Annotated in this window: 4 protein-coding genes; 1 reads left to right on the forward strand and 3 read right to left on the reverse strand. The window is 49.1% G+C overall.

Translation table 11 applies throughout. The features are described from left to right. Window positions 1-53: 53 nt before the first annotated feature. Together EA58_RS13860 and EA58_RS13865 are read right to left on the reverse strand one after the other, a co-directional pair. Window positions 54-19,370, reverse strand: coding sequence for an Ig-like domain-containing protein (locus EA58_RS13860; RefSeq protein WP_036753932.1), 19,317 nt, complete (start codon window positions 19,368-19,370; stop codon window positions 54-56). A 128-nt stretch (window positions 19,371-19,498) separates the two neighbouring features. Continuing rightward, window positions 19,499-20,365: a hypothetical protein gene (locus EA58_RS13865; protein ID WP_152548054.1), complete on the reverse strand. Its 867-nt coding sequence runs from the start codon at window positions 20,363-20,365 to the stop codon at window positions 19,499-19,501. Between the two features lie 379 nt (window positions 20,366-20,744). Between EA58_RS13865 and EA58_RS13870 the strand changes: the two genes are divergently transcribed. Then, entirely contained in the window at window positions 20,745-21,479 is a 735-nt protein-coding gene (locus EA58_RS13870) for a porin family protein (protein WP_036753938.1), read from the forward strand. A gap of 31 nt (window positions 21,480-21,510) precedes the next feature. Here the strand turns inward: EA58_RS13870 and EA58_RS13875 are convergent, their stop codons facing one another. Continuing rightward, window positions 21,511-22,551, reverse strand: a complete 1,041-nt coding sequence (locus EA58_RS13875) for a hypothetical protein (RefSeq protein WP_036753940.1) — start codon at window positions 22,549-22,551, stop codon at window positions 21,511-21,513. Window positions 22,552-22,570: the final 19 nt, after the last annotated feature.

The following is a 22,570-nucleotide window of genomic DNA, read 5'->3' on the forward strand; positions in this document are numbered from 1 at the left end:
GGACTACAAATCCGACCCGCTTGTGATTGAATGTTTTTCTGTTTTATGAATGGTTAGTACATGGTTTCATCCAGGGTTTCTTCCGTACCATGTCCGCCAGAGACTGAAGCCAGATGGGTTTCTGTCGTCTCTGGTGCTGTCGCAGACGACGTATCCACTGACTGTGTGACGAATTTGCCACCTTCAGTCATCTGAACAGAAACATCTGTTGCATCTGCGCTCACAGGTGCAGACCATGCGCCGCTCTCATTGATCGTCGCCTTAGATTCAACACCATCTGCAATAACCAACACGTCGGTTTCCGGATCTGCGTATCCTGACAACAGCAGCTGATCATTCGCCTGCGTCACCTCAATGTTGGACGTATGTTCAGCAGGCTGTTCAGGGGCCGTCACCGTCATTGCACCGCTTTGAATAACAGCCGTATCTCCCTGAAGATCTGTTTTCGAAATTGAGTAAGTGTAATCACCCACTACGACCGTATCCGGCACAGTGATCACCCAATGGCCTTCAAAATCCACTTCAGCAGTCAACTTCTGCGCTTGGCTTAGGTCTTGAGTCTGGCCTTTAAGAGCCAGTTCAATAATCTCACCAAACTCACCCGTGCCGCTCACCACACCTTCGCCGTAAACCAAGTCCAGATGAGTCTCTGTTGAAGAAATCGTCTCTGTACTGATTGCAGGCGGCGTCGCGGTTGAATCAACGTAAATCATATCGTAGTCGATCTGACTTTTATTCCCTGCTCGGTCAAGCATCTCAATCACATACAGATACTTGTTATCCGCTAAGGTATCCGAAATTTCAAACTGCCAGTTGCCGTTTTCTCCAACTGTGGTGCTGTATGACTTACCGCCAATGTGAACCATAACCGTGGCGCCAGCCTCACCCATTCCCGAGAAAATCGGGCGGCCATTGATAATCGTGTTCTCACCGGCAAATTCATTGGCTGTTGCATCCAGTGCACCTGTCCCCTGTGGCGGCGTCAGGTCAATTTCAAACGCAACCGTCTCTTCAGTGACGATTCCTGCTGCGTTTTCAGCTCGGATGGTCACGATATGGTCACCTTCAGTCAGTCCTTGTGGCAACTCAATTTTCCAGGTGCCATCCGGGAACACCAAGAAGTCTTTCCCGCTTTCAAAGGTCACTGAACCGATTGTGATAACAATCTTGCTTGCGTGGTGATCAATTCGACCGGAAAGCTCAGGTCTCTCGTTGTTTGTCACGATATTGCCATTGACGTTCGTACCATCTTCAATGGTGATTTCAGAAAGGGCTGGCTTCTGACTTTGAATCGTCACAGTCCCCGATTTCGATGTCGCGTTCCCGACCGCATCACTGACGGTCACTGTGTAGGTGTATTCCTGATCAGCAAGCGCAACAGGCACCGTAAATGTCCAAGTCCCATCCTGATTCAGCACAAAGTGCTCGCCACTCCTGTAAGTCACGCCCCCGATAGTCAGCGTCACTTCATTTGCCCCCGCTTCAACTTTCCCGCTGAAGGCTGGAGACTTCGTTGAAGTAATACCATCTGAGTCATCAAATCCAGTATCTGTTTCTAATTGAACAGACTCAATCGCAGGCGGCGTCTTATCAATACCCAGATTGGTGATGATTTCTTTCTCGCCCCAGTTCGATGACGCGATCACCTTCACGGTGTAGAGACCATCTGCTAAATCTGAAAGGTTCATAAACCAAGTCCCATCAGAGTTCACGGCAGCATACTTCACAATCACGTTGCCATGTTCATCCGTAATTTCGATTTTTAGCGAGTTCCCCGGATCCCCTTTACCCGTGAATGGGTGATTGGTCGGGTTAAACACGGCATCAGGTGCCAAATCAACCGTCAGGTTATCAATGAAGTCGACCACCAGCTTGTTCTCTGGGTTTTCTGAAAGGTTCACCTCATTCCCTGCGCGATCTCTTGAGTTCACATTAAAGTCGTACGCACCATTCTCAACAATAGGTAAATCAACCGTCCACTTCCCACTGACACTCACTTTCGTCGTGTATTGCACGCCGTTGAGTGTCACAGTGATAGCCGCATGAGGCTCACCAAAACCAGTAACTTTGGTTGATATCCAGTTGCCTTCTGCATCGGTGACTTTATCCAGATCAGCAAGTGTCATCACTTCATTGACAGTATCAACAATCACTGTACCTCTTTTCTCAATCGCTCGGCCTGATTTCTCCAAGTAGATAACACTGTATACGTAAGTCCCATCTGGCACATCCTGGTCACAAACAACCTTCCATTGACCACCTGTTATCACAGCTACAAAGCTCAACGTGGTATCCCCATATAGAACCACTTTTATTCTATGCGCATTCTCTGCGTCATTTGTTCCGCTAAAGGTCGGCCTTGACGTTGCTACAATCCAATTCTTCGGATCGCCCGTCACATCATCATCACTAGCAAGGGTCCAGTCAGAAACTGAGTCAACATCCAGCTTGAGACTTGATTCTGTCGTGTTGCCAGCAACATCACTCACGTAAACTTTCGCGTCATAAGTACCATCGGTGAGGTTCAGGGTAATATTGAAGTTCCCATTCTTATCACTCAAACCAACGTATTCCTGGCCGTTGATCACTACTTTAATCTCCGCGCCCTTCTCCTTGTTTTTCAGTACCCCCCGGATTTGGTTGTCACTTGAAGCCAGATACCATGTATCACCATGCTTACTCCCCCCCCAAGCGCCAGACCAGCCACGCATCGATTCGATGGCTAGGGTGTTATCGATGATGAGATCTTTTTCATCGACACTGGCCACATTGCCTGTCGAGTCCTTAATTTGAATCACATAACTGTAAGTCCCATCACTCAATGGCTCATCCGCAGGAATCGCCACTTCCCAAACACCATTTCTGGCAACTGTGGTGGTGTATGTTCTGATCACAGTGCCAGAGGCATCTTTGATCAGAACCGAGATTTCCCCACCAGCTTCACCATTTCCCTTGAAGGCTGGCGTTCTGTTCTGAGTGATCCCATCGGTATTCAATACACCAGTATCCGTGGTTTCATCAAGTGTTCCCTCAACGAATGTGCCCGTATTAATCGTGACAGTGTCACTAACATTCTCAGAGCGGTTCCCCGCTTTATCGACTGCGTACACAGAATAGTCCACGATGCCATCTGGGAAACTTGGCATTTCAGCGCCCGCGAATTCCCACTGACCGTTCGATCCAACTTTTGTTGAGAATGTTTCATTATCAATCACCAGAACAACCGTCGCTCCGGCCTCACCAGAACCCGAAATCTTCGGCTTATCCGTTGTGACTTCACTGGCGTTGTACTTGTTCAGATTCACCACGGGCGGCGTTGTATCAACATTGAATCGATATGTGAAGTCCCCCGTGTTCCCCGCCTTATCTGTTGCAGACAGAGTGATCGTGTATGCGCCATCACTGAGACCCGCAGACACATAATCTCCGATGTTGAGCGTCCATTTTCCTTGCTCGTCAGCCTGGATGCTGCCCAGCGAGAAGTTCGTTAAGCCTCCGCCGGAAAGCGAAGCGTTGATCGACAAGCCAGCTTCACCACTTCCACTAATGAGCGGCTTGGTTTTATTCGTCAGGTTATCCCCCTGTTCACCCGAGTCGGAAGCTTGGGCCAGTGTCGCCATCCCGTCAATTTTGGTATCAATAGTCACTTCCCCTGTGTATGGGTCACTCCGGTTCCCCGCAGAATCTTCTGCGACAAAGGTATAGGGATATTTGCCATCGGTGATCTTGTCAGGCACAACAAACTCCCATGTGCCATCCGGATTTGGCGTCACATTGTAAGTACGCCCGGCAATCGTGATGATGATTTTGGTTGCGCCCCCCGAGCTTGTCCCTGCAAAATCAAGATGCCCTTTCTTGTCTCCAGTCTGAACACCGTTGGTAATTTTATCCGTCGGGTCGCCACTGTCTGTCACAAGGTGCCCCTCAACCGAAGGCGGCGTCATATCGACATCAAACTGACCGTAAACAGGTAAGCTTGTGTTTCCAGCTTTGTCCACCGCCGTGACTTCATACGTATAATGCCCATCTCTGACAGCATCCGGGATGGTGAACGACCACATGCCTGTTGCATTCGCCTTCGCCGTGTAGGTTTGGGTTGAAACACTGCCGCCAAAGTTCCCGGTCACCTTAATCGTGATCTCACTTGAATCCTCTGCGCTGCCTGCAAGAACCGGGTTCTTGAGGTTGGTCAGATTATCGTCTTTGTTACCTGTATCAGAGGCTGAACTCAAACCGGCAGTGGTGGTACTTTGGGTATCAATCGTGAAATTCCCCTCATCCGGCACAGCGTTCCCTGCTTTATCCACCGCAATGACACGCCATGTGTAATCACCCTGAGGCAGATTTGAACCCACGGTGAAGCTAAATTCAGTGCCATCGACTTGCTTCCATTCCGTAAAGACAACGGTGCCATTTTTATCCAGAATTTCTAAAATTACTTTGTTTCCGCTGTCAGTCGTCCCGCTGAAGGTCGGACGCCGGGTATTGGTGATCCCATCCGATGAAGATGCACCTGAATCTGAACCTTCATCCAGTCTTGCGTCAACGTTGTTCTTTGTATCGACCGTGATGGTATGACCGCTGCTCTCATTCGAGTTTCCTGCGGCATCAACAGCATGAACCGTATAGGTGAACTCACCTTCCCCAATATTCGTCAGCGGACAATGCCATGTTCCGTCTTCTTGAATCGTTGCCTCATAACGCTTCGAGGTGCCATCAATTGTGATCCAAATCTTCGCGGAATCCGTGCTCGCACTCCCGGTGATGGTTGGACTTTTCTTATTCGTGACACCATCTGCATTGTCTTCCCCCGTATCATCTTCTGGGCGAAGTTTGATCGCCGCCATTTCAGGTTTCAGCGTATCGACCTCAAATTTGATGTTCTGAGAGCTGGTGTTTCCCGCTTTATCGGTCACTCGCACTTCAGCCTGATATTTACCGTCGGGGATCAGGTCGGGAACAACCACATCCCAGTGACCCGTCGCATCAACCGATGCCGTGTAGGACTTACCAGACAAGACAAGAACAACCGTTGCTCCAATTTCACCTTGACCATCGAAGCTCAGGTTTTGGTTGATGTTTGTGACACCGTCATTGATGTACTGACCTTTATCAGAACTCGCAGACAGGCGACCGGTAATTTCACCCGGCGCCTGCGTATCCACAACAAGATCTTGATTGATCACACTTCTGTTCCCCGCTTTATCTTCGGCGATGATGGTGATCGGGTGAACCCCATCATCCCTCATTGGGATCGCAAACTGCCATGTCCCATCGGGATTGATATCAACATCAAAGGTATTCCCCGCCACTTTCACCATCAGACGAACATCTTTGAATTCGACTTTCCCGCCGATCACTGGCGTGCTGTCGTTGGTGATAAAGTCACCTTTGATGTTACTGTCTGAACCGTCTGCTAATTCAAGCGTCAGCCCGAGCGGGTCGGTTGAGTCAACAACCAGTGTTTTACTCAATGTCGACTCATTCCCTGCAGGGTCAGTTGCCGTAAAAGTGAGACTATGAGAACCCTCCGGGAATTGACCTCCAGCGCCATACAGATCACCGAGATTGATCGAGTAATTTCCGTCTTTATCCGCCACTGTGCTGATTGTTTTTGCCGGCACCGTATTCAGAGTGACAACCACGGTTGAAAACGGATCGGTCGAGCCTTCAAATACTGGCCTTCTCTCACTTGTGACATAGTCAGTCGCTTCCCAGCCTGTATCTGAACCTTCCGCAAGACCGCCCGTAAAGTTGATGGTTCGGTCAATCGTCACGTTTCGACTGATCTCCGTGCTGTTTCCTGCCGCATCTGTCGCAACAATCGTGTACAGATGGTTGCCGTCGGCGAGTGCCTCAGTCATCTGATGAGACCAGGAACCATCCGGATTCACGATTGCTTTGTATGTTTTGCCACCCGCAAACACAAGCGACACAGTACAACCCGCCTCCACATCACCGGAGAATTTCAACACATTATCTTTGGTAATATTGTCATCCTTATCGCCTGAATTCGTTGCGTCATCCAATCCCCCCGTCAAAACTGTTGGCGGGGTTTTATCAATCGTCACAGCCATCTCGTGAGTGACCTGGTTACCCGCCTTATCTTGTGCTTTCGCAACGATACGATAGTCACCGTCAGCCAATGCAGACAGAACATCTGCTGTCCATGTTCCGTTCGACGCAACCGTTGAATGAATGATCTCCACCTGCTCATCCGAAGCGTTGTAAACCCAAACCGTCACCTTGTCGTTCGCCTGGCCGACTCCGGAGAACCTCGGCTTATCGAAGTTCGTCAACGTATCACTGAAGATGCCAGAATTCGTTGAGTCATCCAGTTTCAGGGTGAGCGAAATCGAACGATCCACCACAAAGCTGTCACTGAAAGATGTTTCATTCCCGGCTTCATCAACGGCATGAACAACAAACTCGTATGTACCATTCTCTAAATCCGCCCCATATTCAGCAGGATCGGTTTCCCAATGGCCCGTCTCATCTGCAACAGCATTGAGCGTCACCGAACTTCCATCCGACATTTTCAGCGTGACGGTGATCGTGGCTCTTGGATCTGAGGATCCGGAGAAAACCGGTCTTTCTGTCTTCGTATATTTATCAGAACTTGAACTCCCTGTATCTGAAGCCGCATCGAGCCGCCCATCAAGCGCAATCGAGCGGTCAACCACAAGCGTTTCTGTCTGTATCGCAACATTTCCGGCTAAATCTGTCGCGGTTACCGTAATCTGATGAGTGCCTTCTGGGTAGTTCGCAAGGTCAAGCTGCCACTGACCGCTTGATGGCACAATCAGATCATAGGTGTCCGAACCAATTTTCACGACAATTTTTGCGTCGGGTTCACCCACACCGTTAAACACAATGCGATCAGACTTGGTGATCCAGTCCCCCTGGGTATTCGTGTCACTTCCAGAATCCAGAGTAAATGTTGGTTTGATGGGTGCGACGGTATCCACCACAATAAAGTCCCTGACGACATCTGTATTCCCTGCTTTATCCGTTGCGGTAATGATGTAGTCGTAGCGGTTATTGTTTGTTCCGTCGAGCTCCCCGACATCGATAGACCACTGTTGATCGGCCCCAACCGTGACTTCCAAGTTTTTGCCGTCGATATTCAACACGATCTTCGCATCTGGTTCACCCGTCCCTGAGAACACAATCTCTTTCGAAGAGGTGACCCCGTCACTGTTTTGCTCACCTAAATCAGAAGTCGTCGATAAGCCCCCCGTCACCGAGGTTGAGGTATCAATGGTCAGCTCATGTGTTTTAGACTGCCTGTTCCCAGCGGCATCCGTCGAGATAAACTCGAACACATAGACCCCATCAGAAAGAGCACTGTCTACGTCAAAGCGCCATGAACCATCCGGATTCACGGTCATCAAAGACTCAGGCTGCAACTTACCATTCAGTTTTACCGTCATGATCGTGCCAGCCTCTGAATTTCCGCCAAATTGCGGCTTGTCATCACCTGAAATACGGGTATCCGGCACCGTCCCGTTCAGCAAATCAACCGTCAGCTCCGTTGGTGCTTGGGTATCAACGGTGAGTGAGCCACGTTGTTCAGCAACATTACCCGCTTCATCAACAACGCGTACCACCCACGCATAAATGTCATCTGTAAGCTCATCTGCGCTTGGCAACGTCAACGACCATGTACCATCACTGTTCACAACGATGCCATTCGATGAGGTGTACGTTTTTTTGTTGATGGAGAACGAGATACTCGAACCCAGCTCCATGGTGCCGTTCCACTGAGGCAATGAAGATTGCGTAATGCCATCCTGACTGTCATCGCCTGTATCGTTCATCAGAACCGCCGTCACAAAAGTGCTGGTATCAATGGTGATGTCATCCTGAATCGTTTTTGAGTTCCCGGCTTTATCAACCGACGTAATGGTGTAATCCCATTTCCCTGAAGGCAGCGCATCCGACTTCGGTATCTGAATCGACCAGGTTTTGTCATCACCCGCATACACCGTATATTGCTTGTTGTTGATTTTAATCGTGACCAGGCTGCCCGCTTCCGCTTCACCTTCGAAAGTCGGCGTATCATGCTTGGTTTTCTTATCGTCAGCCACACCACTGTCAGACGCTGAACTGAGTGCCCAGGTCAGCTCAGAGACGGTATCAATTACAAAATCGTCCCCTTTGGTCACGCGGTTACCTGCCACATCGACAGAGACAAACTCATAGGTGTAACGACCATCACTCAACACTTCTGGCAAGGTGAACTCAAAGGTGCCATCCGGACGAACCGTCACATCATATGAAGTGGTTCCGTTAAAGTTCAGCGTAACCTGAGCGCCGGGCTGAGTGGTTCCTGCAAATGTTGGCTGTTTGACATTGGTGATCCCATCTGTGCTATCCGCACTGTCTGAACCCTCTTTGAAGCCAACCGCAATGGTATTCGTTCTGTCAACTTCAATACTGCCCTGATCGGCAGCCGTGTTTCCTGCTGCATCGGTGGCAGTAATCATGTAGTTGTAAACATCGTCTTCAAGACGATCGGGCAGTGTCAGAGCCCAGTTTCCCTGTTCATCGACAGTCGTTTCATAATTCTTGCCCGCGATGTTAATTACAATCTTCGAGCCACTTTCACCTTTTCCACTGAATTTAATGTCTTCAGATTTAGTGATTTGATCACTGGTGGAGCCAGTGTTCGTACTTGCGTCCAGTAGCCCTGAAACGGTCGTTGATGTATCAATTTCAAGGTCATGTTTCACAACCTGACTATTCCCCGCCGCATCAATAGAAATAAACTCAAAGACGTAGTGCCCTTCAGGCAGTTCATTCGCAACGGTAAAGCGCCATGTACCATCAGGGTTCACCGTGAGCAAATTTTCAGGCTGAACGTCACCATCCAGGAGCACGAGTATCTGGGTTCCCGCTTCTGACTGACCACCAAAAGATGGAAGCTGCTCGCTGGAAATGCTTTGATCAGGCACTGAACCGTTCAGCAGATCAACCGTTAACGCGGTCGGCGCTGTGGTATCTACCTTGACGGTATGACTCACATGATTGACGTTACCCGCGTTATCCACGATGTTCACCACCCAAACATATTCACCATCACTCAGCGCATCTTGAGCCGGTAAAGTAAACGCCCAGGTACCATCGGGATTCACCACGATACCGCTGTCGGCCGTATAGGTTTTTTGATTGACCGTGAGGCTAATCGTCGCCGCTTGCTCCATGGTGCCGATCCAGCTTGGTGTGGTCTCCTGGGTATTCCCGTCATTTTGATTTAACCCCGTATCCGTGGTCATGACCGCCGTCAGCGCGACTTCTGTATCCACTGTCATCTTCTTGGAGAGGGTCTCTTTATTACCTGCCTTGTCAATTGCGACAATGGTGTAATCGTATGTGTCATCATCCAGTGCATCCGCAGCAGGAATCGTGACAGACCACGTCTTATCAGTACCAACAACTGTTTTGTATGCTTTGTGATTAATGGTGAGGGTGATTTCTGTGCCTACCTCAGACGTTCCTGAAAACTTAGGTTGATTAAAGTTCGTCAGGCTGTCCGATTGATCACCCGAGTTCGAATTCGCATCCAGCCCGCCAGTGACTTCTGACACCGTATCAATGGTGAAATGACCACTTTGCTTCGCCTGGTTACCGGCGTCATCAATCGAGATAAATTCGAAGGTGTAACCGCCGTCAGAAAGCGCCTCAGGGAAGGTAAAGCTGAAACTTCCGTCAGCGTTCACGGGGATCTCAAATTTGTCGATTCCGTTAACAATCAATTGAACCGTTGCGCCTGCCTGAGTTGAACCGATGAAGGTTGGCTGTTTCACATTCGTCAGACCATCCGATTTATCTGAACCACTTTCTGAATCCGCATCCATTGAGACAGAAATCACGTTGGTTCTATCAATGACAATGGTGTCTCGCAGTTCATCCGTATTGCCTGCCGCATCTGTCGCAACAATGTGATAACTGTAGCTTCCCTCAGCCAGAGAATCCGGCATGACAAATGACCAGGTGCCATCTTCCAATACCGTGGTTTCATAAGTCACACGGTTAATCGAGATTTGAACGGTTGACCCCGCTTCACCTGAGCCACTGAATTTCAGCGCCTCAGCATTGGTTTTCAGGTCATTCTTCGCACCTGAGTTCGTCTGCTCATCCAATCCACCCGTGATCGTTGTAGCGGTATCAATGGTAAGATCGTGACGGATTGTCTGGGCGTTCCCAGCAGCATCCGTCGACGTAAATTCAAAAATATAATCATTGTCTGCAAGCTTCTCACCCGCAACAAATCTCCAGTTCCCGTCTTCATCAATATTGATCAGACTGCTCGGCTGAACCTGACCGTTTAATTTGACCTCAAGCCGAGTCCCTTTTTCTATCTGCCCCCCAAACTCAGGGGTCGCATGCTTAGAAATAGACTGATCAGCCACCGAGCCATTGGTCAGGCTGACGGTGAGCGCGCTTGGATCGGTAGTATCAATGGTCACCACGCCATTCACCGCGTTTGTGTTGCCAGCGGCATCAATGATATTCACCACCCAAGGGTAGTCGCCATCCGCCAGCGCATCGTTGACTGGCAGTGTAAATGACCAGGTTCCATCAGGGTTGACGGTAACTCCGTTTTCCACGGTGTACGTTTTATGATTCATGGTGAGACTCAGAGTCGCACCAATCTCCATGTTTCCGGCGAATGTCGGCTGGGTCTCAGAAGTAATACCATCGTTGTCATCGTAACCCGTGTCTGTGATCATCGCTGCGGTGACCGTCACCGTCGAGTCAATCTCCAGGGTTTCTTCGATCCTTTGAACGTTGCCAGCAATGTCAATTGTTTGAATCACGTAGCGATAAATGTCATCTGCGAGTGCATCCGCCTCTGGCAGTGTGATTGACCATGAACGATCCGCAGCGACAATGGTTTCGTAATTTTTATGGTTCATTGTCAGAATCACTTTCGCCCCGACTTCTCCATCACCTGAGAATGTTGGCGTTTTATCTGAGGTGATGCGATCCAGCTGAACCCCTGAGTCGCTGGATGCATCCAGCCCTCCCGACAGCTCAGCCTGCGTATCAATCACAAAATGACCTTTGGCTTCGACCTTATTCCCGGCACGGTCTACAGACTCAAAAACATAGTTGTATTTCCCGTCTAACAATTCAGACGGAATTTGAAACTCAAATGTGCCATCAGGCTGAACGTCAAGGGTATAGGTCGTCGATCCATTCACGATCAGCTTCACTTCAGTGTTTGCCTGAGTCGAGCCCACAAAGGTTGGACGCTGAACATTGGTGATGTGATCACTGGCATCCCCCGAGTCGGAGCCTGCTTTCAACGCGGCTGAGATAAAGTTCGTTCTGTCAATCTCAATCGTGTCTTTCAACGTGGCCTCGTTCCCAGCCGCATCCACGGCAATAATCTCATAGGGATACTGGCCTTCTGGCAGTTGATCAGGCACCGTATATTCCCAACGCCCATAAGCATCAACTTTCGACTCATAGGTCTTCCCACCAATATTGATGGTCAGGTTTGCGCCTGCTTCACCCACACCAGAAAACTTGATGGTCTCAGAATTCGTGATCAGATCAGTTTTGTCGCCTGAATTACTGCTGTCATCTAAGCCGCCTTTCAACTCCGTCTCGATATCAATCGCCAGCTTCCCTTGGTAATCCGCTTTGTTTCCGGCTTTATCCACACCATGAATCACATAGTTGTGATCGCCATGCGGAAGCGGCGTATCGATCGTCAACGCCCATGAACCATCTGTATTTGCGATCGTTTCATAGGTTTTACTGTTTATCTCGATCACGATTTTCGCGCCATTTTCAGCTTGTCCGTTGAACGTTGGCGTCTGATTCTTCGTTTTAAAATCGTCTTTCTCACCTGAATCTGAATCGACATCCAGCGCGTAAGTCATCGTAAATTGCGTATCGACTGTCACTGAGCCTGTCATCTGGCTTCTGTTGCCAGCTAAATCTTCAACCACAACCGTGTATGGATAAGTATTATCATCAAGATTGACAGGCACACGGAATGACCACTCTCCCGACGCATTGATCGTGATATCTTGCGGAGAGCGATAGATGACCGAGTCAATCATCAGCATGACACTTTCACCTTCTGCCACCACGCCCGCGAGTTGTGGGCGGTTTTCTTTTGTGATGTTGTCGTTAAGATCCAGACCCGTATCATTTACCAAAGTCACCTGGGGCACGTTTGGCTGATTGGTGTCGATGGTGACGTATTCAACAAAAGATGATGTATTCCCCGCTACATCTAAAACGCTGTATTCAACTTTGTGGCGACCATCTAAAAGATCGGTGGCCCACTGAATCGACCAGGTCTTATCTTCAGCAACCACAGCGCTTTGCGAAACACCGTTAATCGTCACGGTTACCGTCGCACCCAGTTCTGAAACCCCGGTAAACAAGGGAGATTGATCACTCGTAATCTTATCGCTGTCGCTGACACCGCTATCACTGGATGCCGCTAAACGGCCCGACATAATGGCTGTCCGGTCAATCGTGATTTCGTCCTGAATCGTCTTGGTGTTTCCCGCTTTATCCTCGACCGTGATGGTCAGATGATGCGTCCCCTCTGGCAGTGGATCGGTAATCGCAAGCTCCCATTTCTCATCCTGTCCGGAAATAGCTGTGTAGCGCTTGCCATTCACCGTAAAGGTGATTTTAGAACCGGCATCCGCAGTACCTTCATATTCAGGCATCTGTTCTCTTGTAATCGCATCATTATCCTTGGAGCCCGTGTCAGAACTCGCCTTCAGGTTCGCATTTAAAGATACGGAATTATCGATTTCAATGTTGAGGTCTTTTTCAATCCGGTTACCAGCCTGATCAATTGCAACCACATCAACACGATACTTGCCATCCTCAAGCTCAATAGGAAGCACGAATGACCACTCACCATTGGCGTTCACTTTCACTGCTGGCGGGCCGTAAGTTATGTTGTTAATTGTCAGCTCAACAGAAGCGCCGGCTTCTGATGTACCGCTGAAGATCGGCGTCCGACTCTTGGTCACACCGTCTGTGCTACTGGAGCCTGTGTCATTCACAAGATTGATCGTCACCGCAGGCGCTTGAATGTCGATGTTGACAAAGCTTTTAATGATTTTTTCATTCCCTGCGGTATCCACAGAAATGATCTCATACTCATGACGCCCATGCGTGAGCGCATCCGTCACATCGATTGACCAGAAGCCGTCTTCAGAGGCTGTCGTTTGATAACTGGTGCCATCTGCGAAACGCAGCGTCACCTGTGCCCCCGCTTCCGTGCCGCCTTCAAAGGTCGGATTGTTATCATTGGTCAGTTTGTCTGTTGAGGAAACCCCGGTATCACTTGTCTTCGCCAGACCGCCAGTCAGGGTATTTGTCGTATCAATCTTGATGTTACCCGTACTTTCCGACGTATTACCCGCTTTATCAGTCACAATGACACGCCAGGTGTATGGATTGTCTGGCAGCTCAATGGGCACCGTGAAGCTCCAGTTACCTTCCGAGTCAATACTGCTCTCTGGAATGGTGTATCGTTGTCCTGCAATTTCAAGCACGATCTTTGTATTGGGTTCAGTCTTACCGGCAAACGCAGGACTGCTTTCCTTGGTAATCCCATCTGACGTATCAACACCGGTGTCTGTCACCATTTGCACAGACTCAATCACAGGATCGGTTGTATCAATGGTGACATTGGTGATCGGGAGTGCCTTTTCATTCCCCGCTGTATCCTTAATCGAAATCGCTACCGGGTAAACACCGTCAGGGATTGCATTCAGAATACTGATTGACCAGCGACCGTCTTCATCAACCGTTGCCTTAAATTCTTTCTCTTGGATCACCAGGGTCACGGTGGCGCCCGCTTCGCCTTCACCTTTGAAGACTGGCGTGTTATTCGAGGTGACTTGATCTGACGAACTTTCCCCCGTATCTGAGGCAGCACTAAGCCCACCAGATAGACTGATGGCCGTATCAATCACAAGGTCATGCGTGATCGATGACGGGTTCCCGGCTTTATCAATGGCATCAAAAGTGACCCTGTAATTGCTGTCACTGAGATTTTGGCCCAGTGATGCCGTCCATTGACCGTTTGCATCCACCACAAAATCATCAGGCGATCTCAGGACGATCGTTTTGCCGCCCCCCACAACGGTGATTGTCAGCTCAGTGCCTTTTTCTAACGTGCCGCTCCACTGAGGATCTGCGTTTTTACTCACCCAATCCCCTTTGATGTTCGAGTCATTGTCCAGGAAGATGCTCGAAAGCGATGACGCGGTTGTATCTACGGTCACCTCATCCGTGAGTTCAACCCGATTCCCTGCGAAATCTTCAGAAATCACAGTGTAGGTATGGGTCTTATCGCTCAGGTGATGGCCTGTCTGAATGCTCCACCGACCTTCGCTGTCCGCAACGGTTGTGTACTCTTTGTTATCGATCAGCAGCGTAATCTTCGCATTGGCTTCCGTTGAACCTGCGATGACTGGCTTCGTCACATTGGTCGTTTTATCTCCCTGAATGCCTGAATCCGAAGAAACACTCAACCCACCTGTAATGGTGTTTGACGTATCAACAATCACTTTTCCTGACTGAGTGGCCGGGTTCCCCGCGGCATCGGTGTAGGTGATCTTGAAGTTGTAGCCACTGAGGTTTTCTGCAAGGGCTTCAGGAAGCGCAAGCCGCCATGAGCCATCCGCTTCAACCATAATCTCCGATGGTGTTCGAAACACCTGACCGTCGATACTCAGTTCAATACGAGTGTCTGCCTCCGAAACACGACCGACAAAAACCAGTTGCCCTTCTTTGGTGATGAGATCATTGTCTTTTGCACCTGTATCTTTTTCCAGTGTCGCCGGTGTGAATTCAGGCGGCGTCGTATCAACGGTTAAGTCGTTTTTAAAGGACTCTCTGTTGCCAGCTGCATCAACAATACTGATTTCGTAAGGGTGTCTTCCATCCGAAAGATTATGAATTCCCTCAATTTCCCATTGCCCGGAGGAGTCAACTTGAGCGCTGTATTCACGACCGTCAATGGTGATCGTGACCGTGCCGCCAACTTCACCGGTTCCGGCAAATTTTGGCGAATCAAACTTCGTCAAGCGGTCTGTCGCGTCTGAACCCGAGTCAAAGCCTGCGGCCAATCCGCCTGTGACCACTGTTTTTGTATCAATCTCGATCGTCCCTTCTGGCAACATCGCTTTATTACCCGCAATATCGACCGCTGTAATCTGGTAGGTGTACTCATCATCTGGCAGCGCATCCGTCACCTGAACCTTCCAGTTTTGGTTTTCATCGACAATCGCCTGGTAATCTTTCCCATTAATTGTCACGGTCACGAGACTGCCAACTTCACCTTTTCCTGAGAAAAATGGACGGTTGATATTCGTCAGGTTATCCGCACTCCCGCTGTCAGAACTTGCATCAAGGCCACCAGAAACACTGGTTTTAGTGTCAATTCTGATCACATCACTGATGTCATGGCTGTTACCCGCCTTATCTGTCGCAGTAATGGTGTATGGGTAGCTGTTATCAACCAGCGCCGTGTTGATCTGGATGGACCATCTTCCACGGTCATCCGCGACGGTCTCATAGGACTTGCGATCGATCGTTAAAACAACCGTCGCCCCAGCCTCGGCCTGACCGCTGAATTTTGGCGTATTATCATTTGTGATGCCGTCGATTGCGCCGCTATCACTGGTACTGTCTAGCCCACCAGAAACTCTTGTTTCAGTGTCGATAAAGATTCTGTCTGAACGAGAGGTCGTGTTCCCCGCCACATCAACAACCACGACCTTGTATTCGTAGGCTTGATCTGGACTGTGGGGGAGTGGGTCAGAGACCGTAATTGACCACTCGCCATTTTCATTGATAAGCGATGAATAAGCATTCCCATTGATGGTCAGGGTGACCGTGTCGCCAGCAGTCCCGGTTCCCTGGAAGGTCGGGGTTTGCTCCTTGGTGACGCGGTCACCTTTCTCGCCTGAATCCGAAAGCGGATCCAGTTGAGAAGTCAGCTCAATTTGCGTATCAACCACGATGGTTTGCGTTTTGACGGAGTCATTCCCAGCCGCATCGGTAGAAATGATAGAAATCTCATGGCTCCCATCTGGATATTTGATGGGAGAAATAAAGCGCCATTCACCGGTCTGCGAATTCACAACCACATCAGGCTCTTGGTAGCGGTACGTCTCACCATTTTCAAACCGAACCAGGATCTCAACCGAGCTTTCTGGCTCGGCCTGTCCCTGTAGGGATGGCACGTTATTCTTAGTGATAAAGTCACTGGCGGATTCACCAGAATCATTTTTCAGGTGAAGGGTCGACTCGACAGGATCGGTTGTATCAATCTCAATGGATTGTGTGATCGTCTGGGTGTTTCCAGCGACGTCAGTCACCGTCATCGTCACCAGGTGCTCACCTTCGCTGAGCTTATCGACCGTGAACGACCAGTTCCCTTCGCTATCAGACGTCACGATGTAATCTTTCCCGCCGACATTCAGTTGAATTTCAGCGTTTTCCTCAGCCTGACCCTTGAAAGTCGGCGGGTTCATGTTCGTGACCCGATCCGAGTTGCTTACCCCGGAATCAGATTCCGGAGCTAAGCCACCAGAAATATGAGTCTGACTATCAATCTTGATTTGACGATCGAGAACGAAATCATTGCCCGCAGTGTCCGTTGCAACAATCTTGATGTCATACACATCATCTTCGAGTTCATCCGGGTACGTGAAAGACCAGGTCTCTCCCTCAATCGTCAATCCATCTTCAACACCGTAACTGCGGTCGTTGATCGTGACAACCACAGAGCAGCCCGCTTCAACCGTTCCCGAAAACTTTGGCTGACGTGCATTTGTAATCCAGTCTGTCGCGTTCTCGCCGGAGTCGTTATCGAGTGTGACGGTCACATTGGTTGGCGCTTTGGTATCAATGGTGACAAACGCTTCGAAACTCGCGGTATTGCCAGCCAAGTCTGTTGCGATCACCTCGTACTGAACCTTCCCATCTGGCAATGGGTCCGTGACATCGATACGCCAGCGCCCCTCACTGTTCACCTTAGCACTGTACGTTTGATCATTCACTTTGAAGACAATCGATGAATTCGGCTCGCCTTCCCCAGAAAAAGCCGGCGTTTTCTGATTCGTGATGGCATCAGTGTGACTCACGCCCGAATCAGAACCTGCATCTAATCCGCCCGTCACAAATGTTTGGGTGTCGACCGTGAGTGTCTGAGTCAGGGACGCTTCGTTCCCCGCCTTGTCAACGACATGAATGGTATATTCATAAGTCGCGTCTTCGAGTTCACCCGTCTCAAAAGAAAATGAGCCATCTGATTTTATCGCCAGCGCGATGGGCTGGCCATGATTCACACCCGTGATGGTGATGGTACCGGTCGCCCCGGCTTCGGTCTGACCCACGATGACGTTATTTTTATTCTGGGTGATCCCATCGCTGTCGCTCACGCCGGTATCCGTTTCCAGATCGGCGGATACGGTAATGCCTCTGTCCACAGTGATCGTATTCGAAATCTCAGCCGTATTGCCGGCCAAATCGGTAATCACAATTGTGTAAGGGTGATCCCCTTCCGGAAGCTCCTCTGTCACCTGTAGCTTCCAGCGCCCATCGCTTCCGACAACGGCTTGGTAATCACGATGGTGAATCGTCACGACGACTGTCGCTTTGGGTTCGCCCTCCCCGGAAAAGTAAGGCTTGGTTGCCATGGTAATCCCATCATCGTTGAGACGACCCGTATCCGATCCCTGATCTAACCCACCTGTCACTTCTGTTGTGGTATCAACGACCACCTCCCCAGAAATCACCCCATGATTTCCGGCAACATCCGTCACCTCAAGCTGGTATGCGTAGGTTTTGTCTTCCAGCATGGCTGGCACAGTGATGCTCCACGAGCCATCTTCCTGAATCTGAACCGGGTACTTCGTTCCATTAAATTGGAAAAACGCTGTCGCCTCAGCTTCGATCTTTCCGGCAAACGTGAGGTTTTCATTCACCTTGGTAATGCCATCACTGTTGCTTGAACCACTGTCATCATCCGACGAGAGCGCTACGGTTGCGTCAATTTTAGTATCAACCGTCACACTGCCGACTTCAGAAACTTCGTTTCCAGCCACATCCGTAGAAATAATTTCGTAGTCATACGTTTTATCCTGGAGTGCGTCTGTCACCTTCAGGGTGTAATCACCATTGGCGTTGGCTGTCGCCTGATAGGCCTTGTTGTTTATCTTGATGACCACTTCAGCGCCTGCATCTGTCTTGCCGACAAACACAAGCCTGGTATCTTGAGTGATGTTATCGCTGTCACTCACACCAGTGTCATTTTCCAGGTCGTGGGTCAGGGTGTTTGTTTGGTCAATCACAAGCGTACCACTGACTTTATTGCCGGCGGTATCTTTTGCGCTGTATGAATATTCGCCCTCTTCAAGCTGAGGGATTGGCGGAAGCACCCACTTGCCTTCACCATCGACCGTGGTCGTATAATCCACACCGTCAATGGTGATCGTGACTACAGAAGTCGGCATGCCTGTTCCGGTAAAAACAGGTTCACCGACATTGGTGATAAAGTCACCCTTCGCCCCGGAGTCTGAGTCCGCTTTCAGGGAAACTTTAAATTCATAAGTTTCCTCCGCTTTGGGTTCCCCCTCCGTATCAAACTTCCCTGAGTTATTCGAAGAATTATTATTGTCTATGGCAGGTGGCGTCTCGTACTCACCCGTCAGTTTGGATGTATTGTCGTTCGGCTCTATTTTTTCAACACGCAGCTCGTTTTGCATCTCTTCAAGCTGATCTGTGTTTTGCTCTGCCTGCTCTTGCGCCTCTTTGCTGGATGATTCTTTTGATGCGTCTTCTTCAGACGCCTCCTCAGCCTGCGCTTCTTGTGCTTCACTGGCTGCTGAGCTTTCGTTCTCTAAAGCGCTTGCTTCTTTTTGCGCTTTCGCATCCTCAATCGCTTTCTTTAACGCAGCCTGAATCTCTTCTTCTGTTAGCTCCGGAACTTCTTCCAGATCTGACTCCGCTGCGGTATCCAGGAAGTCTTTGAGTGCCAGCGTCACTTCATTGATCGCGCTTTCTTTCACACCCGTGCCTTCTTTATCGGCAGATGAGCTTTTGTCTGAATCGCCAACGAAATTGATATCAAGCGTTTCAATACTCTTATCATCTACGATGAATTTCTCAATGAGAGATTTGTAGTCAACCACACTCCCATTGGCAAAGGTAATTTTAGCTCGGTTCGTTACAAGTTCAGTTAATCCATCCTCAATGCGAAGATCTTCGCCACCTGAAGTAGATACTATGAGGTCAAAGCCAGCATTTTTAATACCAACAATCGGTAAACTGCCGTTATGAATTTCGTCGAAGGATACTCGTTTCATTTGTTAGGTTGTAATTGTTTTTTTGTTAATTACTATAAAAATAGAAATTTTCTCCGTAGAAAATAAGGGGAAGTGAATAAAAAACTGACCCTTACAAAAAAACAATGCCTGAAAATGTCATCCGCCGATCACTGAATCCCTGATGCGTTCATTCGGGTCAATAACGACTCCATTTTGTAAGTTAACTGACGTAACTCATTGACATCAACATCCTTTTCAAGCTGTTGAAGACGAGCGTTGAGCGCTTTCAGGTCACTCTGAAAACTTTTGAGGTGGTCGAGTTCAGTTTTGAGCTTGATCGTTTCTCTTTGCTGCCTTTCACTGTCAATTTTGACTTCAGCAACAACATTGCCGATCTGTCTGATCATTAAATCGCCCCTTCTGTCGAGCTGCTCAGTAACCCACTTGTTGGTTGATTTCGAGTAACTGTTGAGACCTTCTTTCATTTGGGCCGCTGTCGCCATCACAATGCTTTCAATTTGCTGCTCCGTCTGCGCTTCCAGTGAAGACATGCGGTCTAAAAGCGCGGCAAACCCGCCTGCGACAACCGACATTTCCTCAACCTGAGATTTAAGCGCCATCAGGTCTGATTCAACCACATATTTGCCCGCATTCTCTTCTGCCTCAAGGGCTGTCACTGCCAAGAGGGAAGACAGATCCGTATTTTTTTGCAACACGTCAGAGAGCTTTTGCTTTGTCTCGCCTAATTCTAGCGCGAAGCGCTCTGACTTCATGGTCAGTGCCTCCACTCGCTGAACAAGATGATCACTGTCATTCAATTGGCGGCTGAGGCTGAGATATAACGAGGTGCCACCGAAGCCAAGGGCGCAAACCAAAGCCAGTAAGGCGACAGCAACCGGTGCCTTCGATGGCCTGGTTGCTGTTGGTTGTACCGCTCTTCGCTTCTCCTGACTCGCAGACTTCTCCTGATTCGCAGGCTTTTGGGGATGCCCAGACTTTTCTTGACGCACAGGTTTGGCTTGAACAGGGTTCATCTTTGACTTTGCCGCTTCGGGCTTGGCATCGGGGCGTTTCTCTGGGCGAGTCGATTTTCCCGCCTTAACCACATCTGAAACGCCCGAACTGACAGTCTCTGCTGGGCTATCTGAAGCTTGAAGATCTATTTCTGAAAGCAAATCGAACACCTCATCTAAAACATCGGGTGCTTCAGAGGCTGGTTTTGCTCCAAAAGAAACGCGAACGTTTAAATCTCCTTTCTTTGTTTCTGACATATTTGTGGTTTTTATTTTAAATGTTAGTGGATAGATATTGATTAAGTAAGACTCAAATTCTATCTTTCCTCTGAATTTTTAAGTTATCGCCACCACAAAATGGCAATATAATGACAAATCCACTTTTGACAATGGGACAACAATGCTAAAAAAAACGATCATTTCACTTACAGTGATTGCTGCGATGTCAGCACCCGCATTTGCTGCCGATGCGGTCAAACAAACAAAAGAAAAACCGAGCCTGAGCCTTGATTACAAAATCTGGTTCCAAGACCATGAAACAGTTGGCAAACGCTATGTCAGTGCACAGAACAACCTGCTCAAAGCGACCGCTCACACTCAGAACGGCCTGATTCCTAATGTTTCCATTCAGATAGGCAAAGCTGAAAGTAACTTGTTCGAATACACGAATACAGATATTCGCGCATTCTATGTTTACGATGCCACAGAAAACCTGTCTTTCGATTACGGCGCCGGCGTCAGCATGCGTTATGATGCTCGCCATGGCAAACAAGATGACCCGACCACACTCGACTGGGATGCCAATGACCCGCATGTTGCCCTCGGTGTGTCTTACAAGCTGCCACAGTTTCAGGGGCTCACACTTTTCTCTGAGTTTGAAAAACGCTTCAGTGAAGACAATGAAAGCTTTAGCGGCGGCACAACCTCTGAATTTGGTATGCGATACGCCTTCGTGGATAAAGGAAGCCGACGTCTCAGCGCAGAAATTGGTTACCGCCGCGACATCCAAGATGCAGCGTTTACTGTGACCAAAACAGCAGATGGCAGTGATGTGGGTGGCGCTTCTTTCACCGCGAAAGAAAACCGTCGCATGATCAGTGATGGCTTCTATCTCGGCGTCAACATGAGCTTCTAAGTACGAGAAAGGCGAGCAATGCTCGCCTCTTTTACTGCCAATTGATCTCGGCTGAAACTTTCAATGTCTCACCATAGCCAAGAAGCTTCTCTCTGGTGGTGGTCACTTCATGATAAGTCACCCCTTTGGGTTTTACCGTCATGACCTCTGGGAAGGTAACCGATCTGTTTTTGAGACTCACTGGTGCGTTCAGGTCAATCAGCCTCAGGGTTCCTTTCATAGACTGACGCGTTGGATTGTAGAGCACAATCTTCGCGTGGACATCCATGTTTTTGATCTCGTACTGCTCTGATATCACTATGGGCCGGACTGGAACCTGAGACTCAGATTGGACACGGTACGCCCCTTTTTTGTTTCTTTCTGATCGTTCCTTGTAGAGATCGTAAGGGGTCTTTGAGGGTTTCCCTCTTCCCTGAGCGCATTCACTCGGGTTCCCGAAAATCAAATCTCTCTCCCCCTGTAGACCCGAGTGCATCAGACTCGGCTGATCCGGGCAGTCACCACCTGCCCCCACTTCAGATTCCCCCTCATGGACGAGACCATCCTGATGCCCGAGTTCATGGGCCAAAAGCCAGTCGCTTGCACACTGACCTGTCTCTGCAAGATATATCAAACTGAAACTCAGCGCATTCGAACGAAAAGACATCCCGCACTCAAGCGCTTGTTTCTTTCTCGGAATCAAAATGACCTTGTAGTTTTCGCTGTTTTTCTTCAGCCACCGCGTGATTTTTTCCTCTAAAGACCGGTTGCTGAACGCCGTACCGTCAAACACAGGCGGCAGTCCAGCGCTGGATATCGACAGAGATGTTGCTTCGAGAGACAGGTTGCCAAACTCGACTGGAGCCTCGAAGTATTCAATGCTTTTCACCCCTCTTTTGATCAGCAGATCATTTTTCTCAAACAACCGATTGTGATACGCAACCTTTCTTCGGATGAGGTCTTCAATTTTATGTTTCGGTATCCCCATCTCTTTCGGGTTGATCACCATGACATCCATCTCGTCAGACTTATTCTGTGCGGTCGCACCAAACACCATGAAGGCGGCAACCAGAAGCAATAATTTCCTCATCATTCAATTTAAATCTTTAAGA

Origin of the sequence: Photobacterium galatheae (assembly GCF_000695255.1) — a bacterium.
In the GTDB taxonomy this organism is placed as follows: Bacteria; Pseudomonadota; Gammaproteobacteria; order Enterobacterales; family Vibrionaceae; genus Photobacterium; species Photobacterium galatheae.

Bases quoted from the DNA above. Each gene is read 5' to 3' on its own strand.
- EA58_RS13860 (WP_036753932.1), bottom strand. From the start codon at position 19,370: ATGAAACGAGTATCCTTCGACGAAATTCATAACGGCAGTTTACCGATT.
- EA58_RS13865 (WP_152548054.1), bottom strand. From the start codon at position 20,365: ATGAACCCTGTTCAAGCCAAACCTGTGCGTCAAGAAAAGTCTGGGCAT.
- EA58_RS13870 (WP_036753938.1), top strand. From the start codon at position 20,745: ATGCTAAAAAAAACGATCATTTCACTTACAGTGATTGCTGCGATGTCA.
- EA58_RS13875 (WP_036753940.1), bottom strand. From the start codon at position 22,551: ATGATGAGGAAATTATTGCTTCTGGTTGCCGCCTTCATGGTGTTTGGT.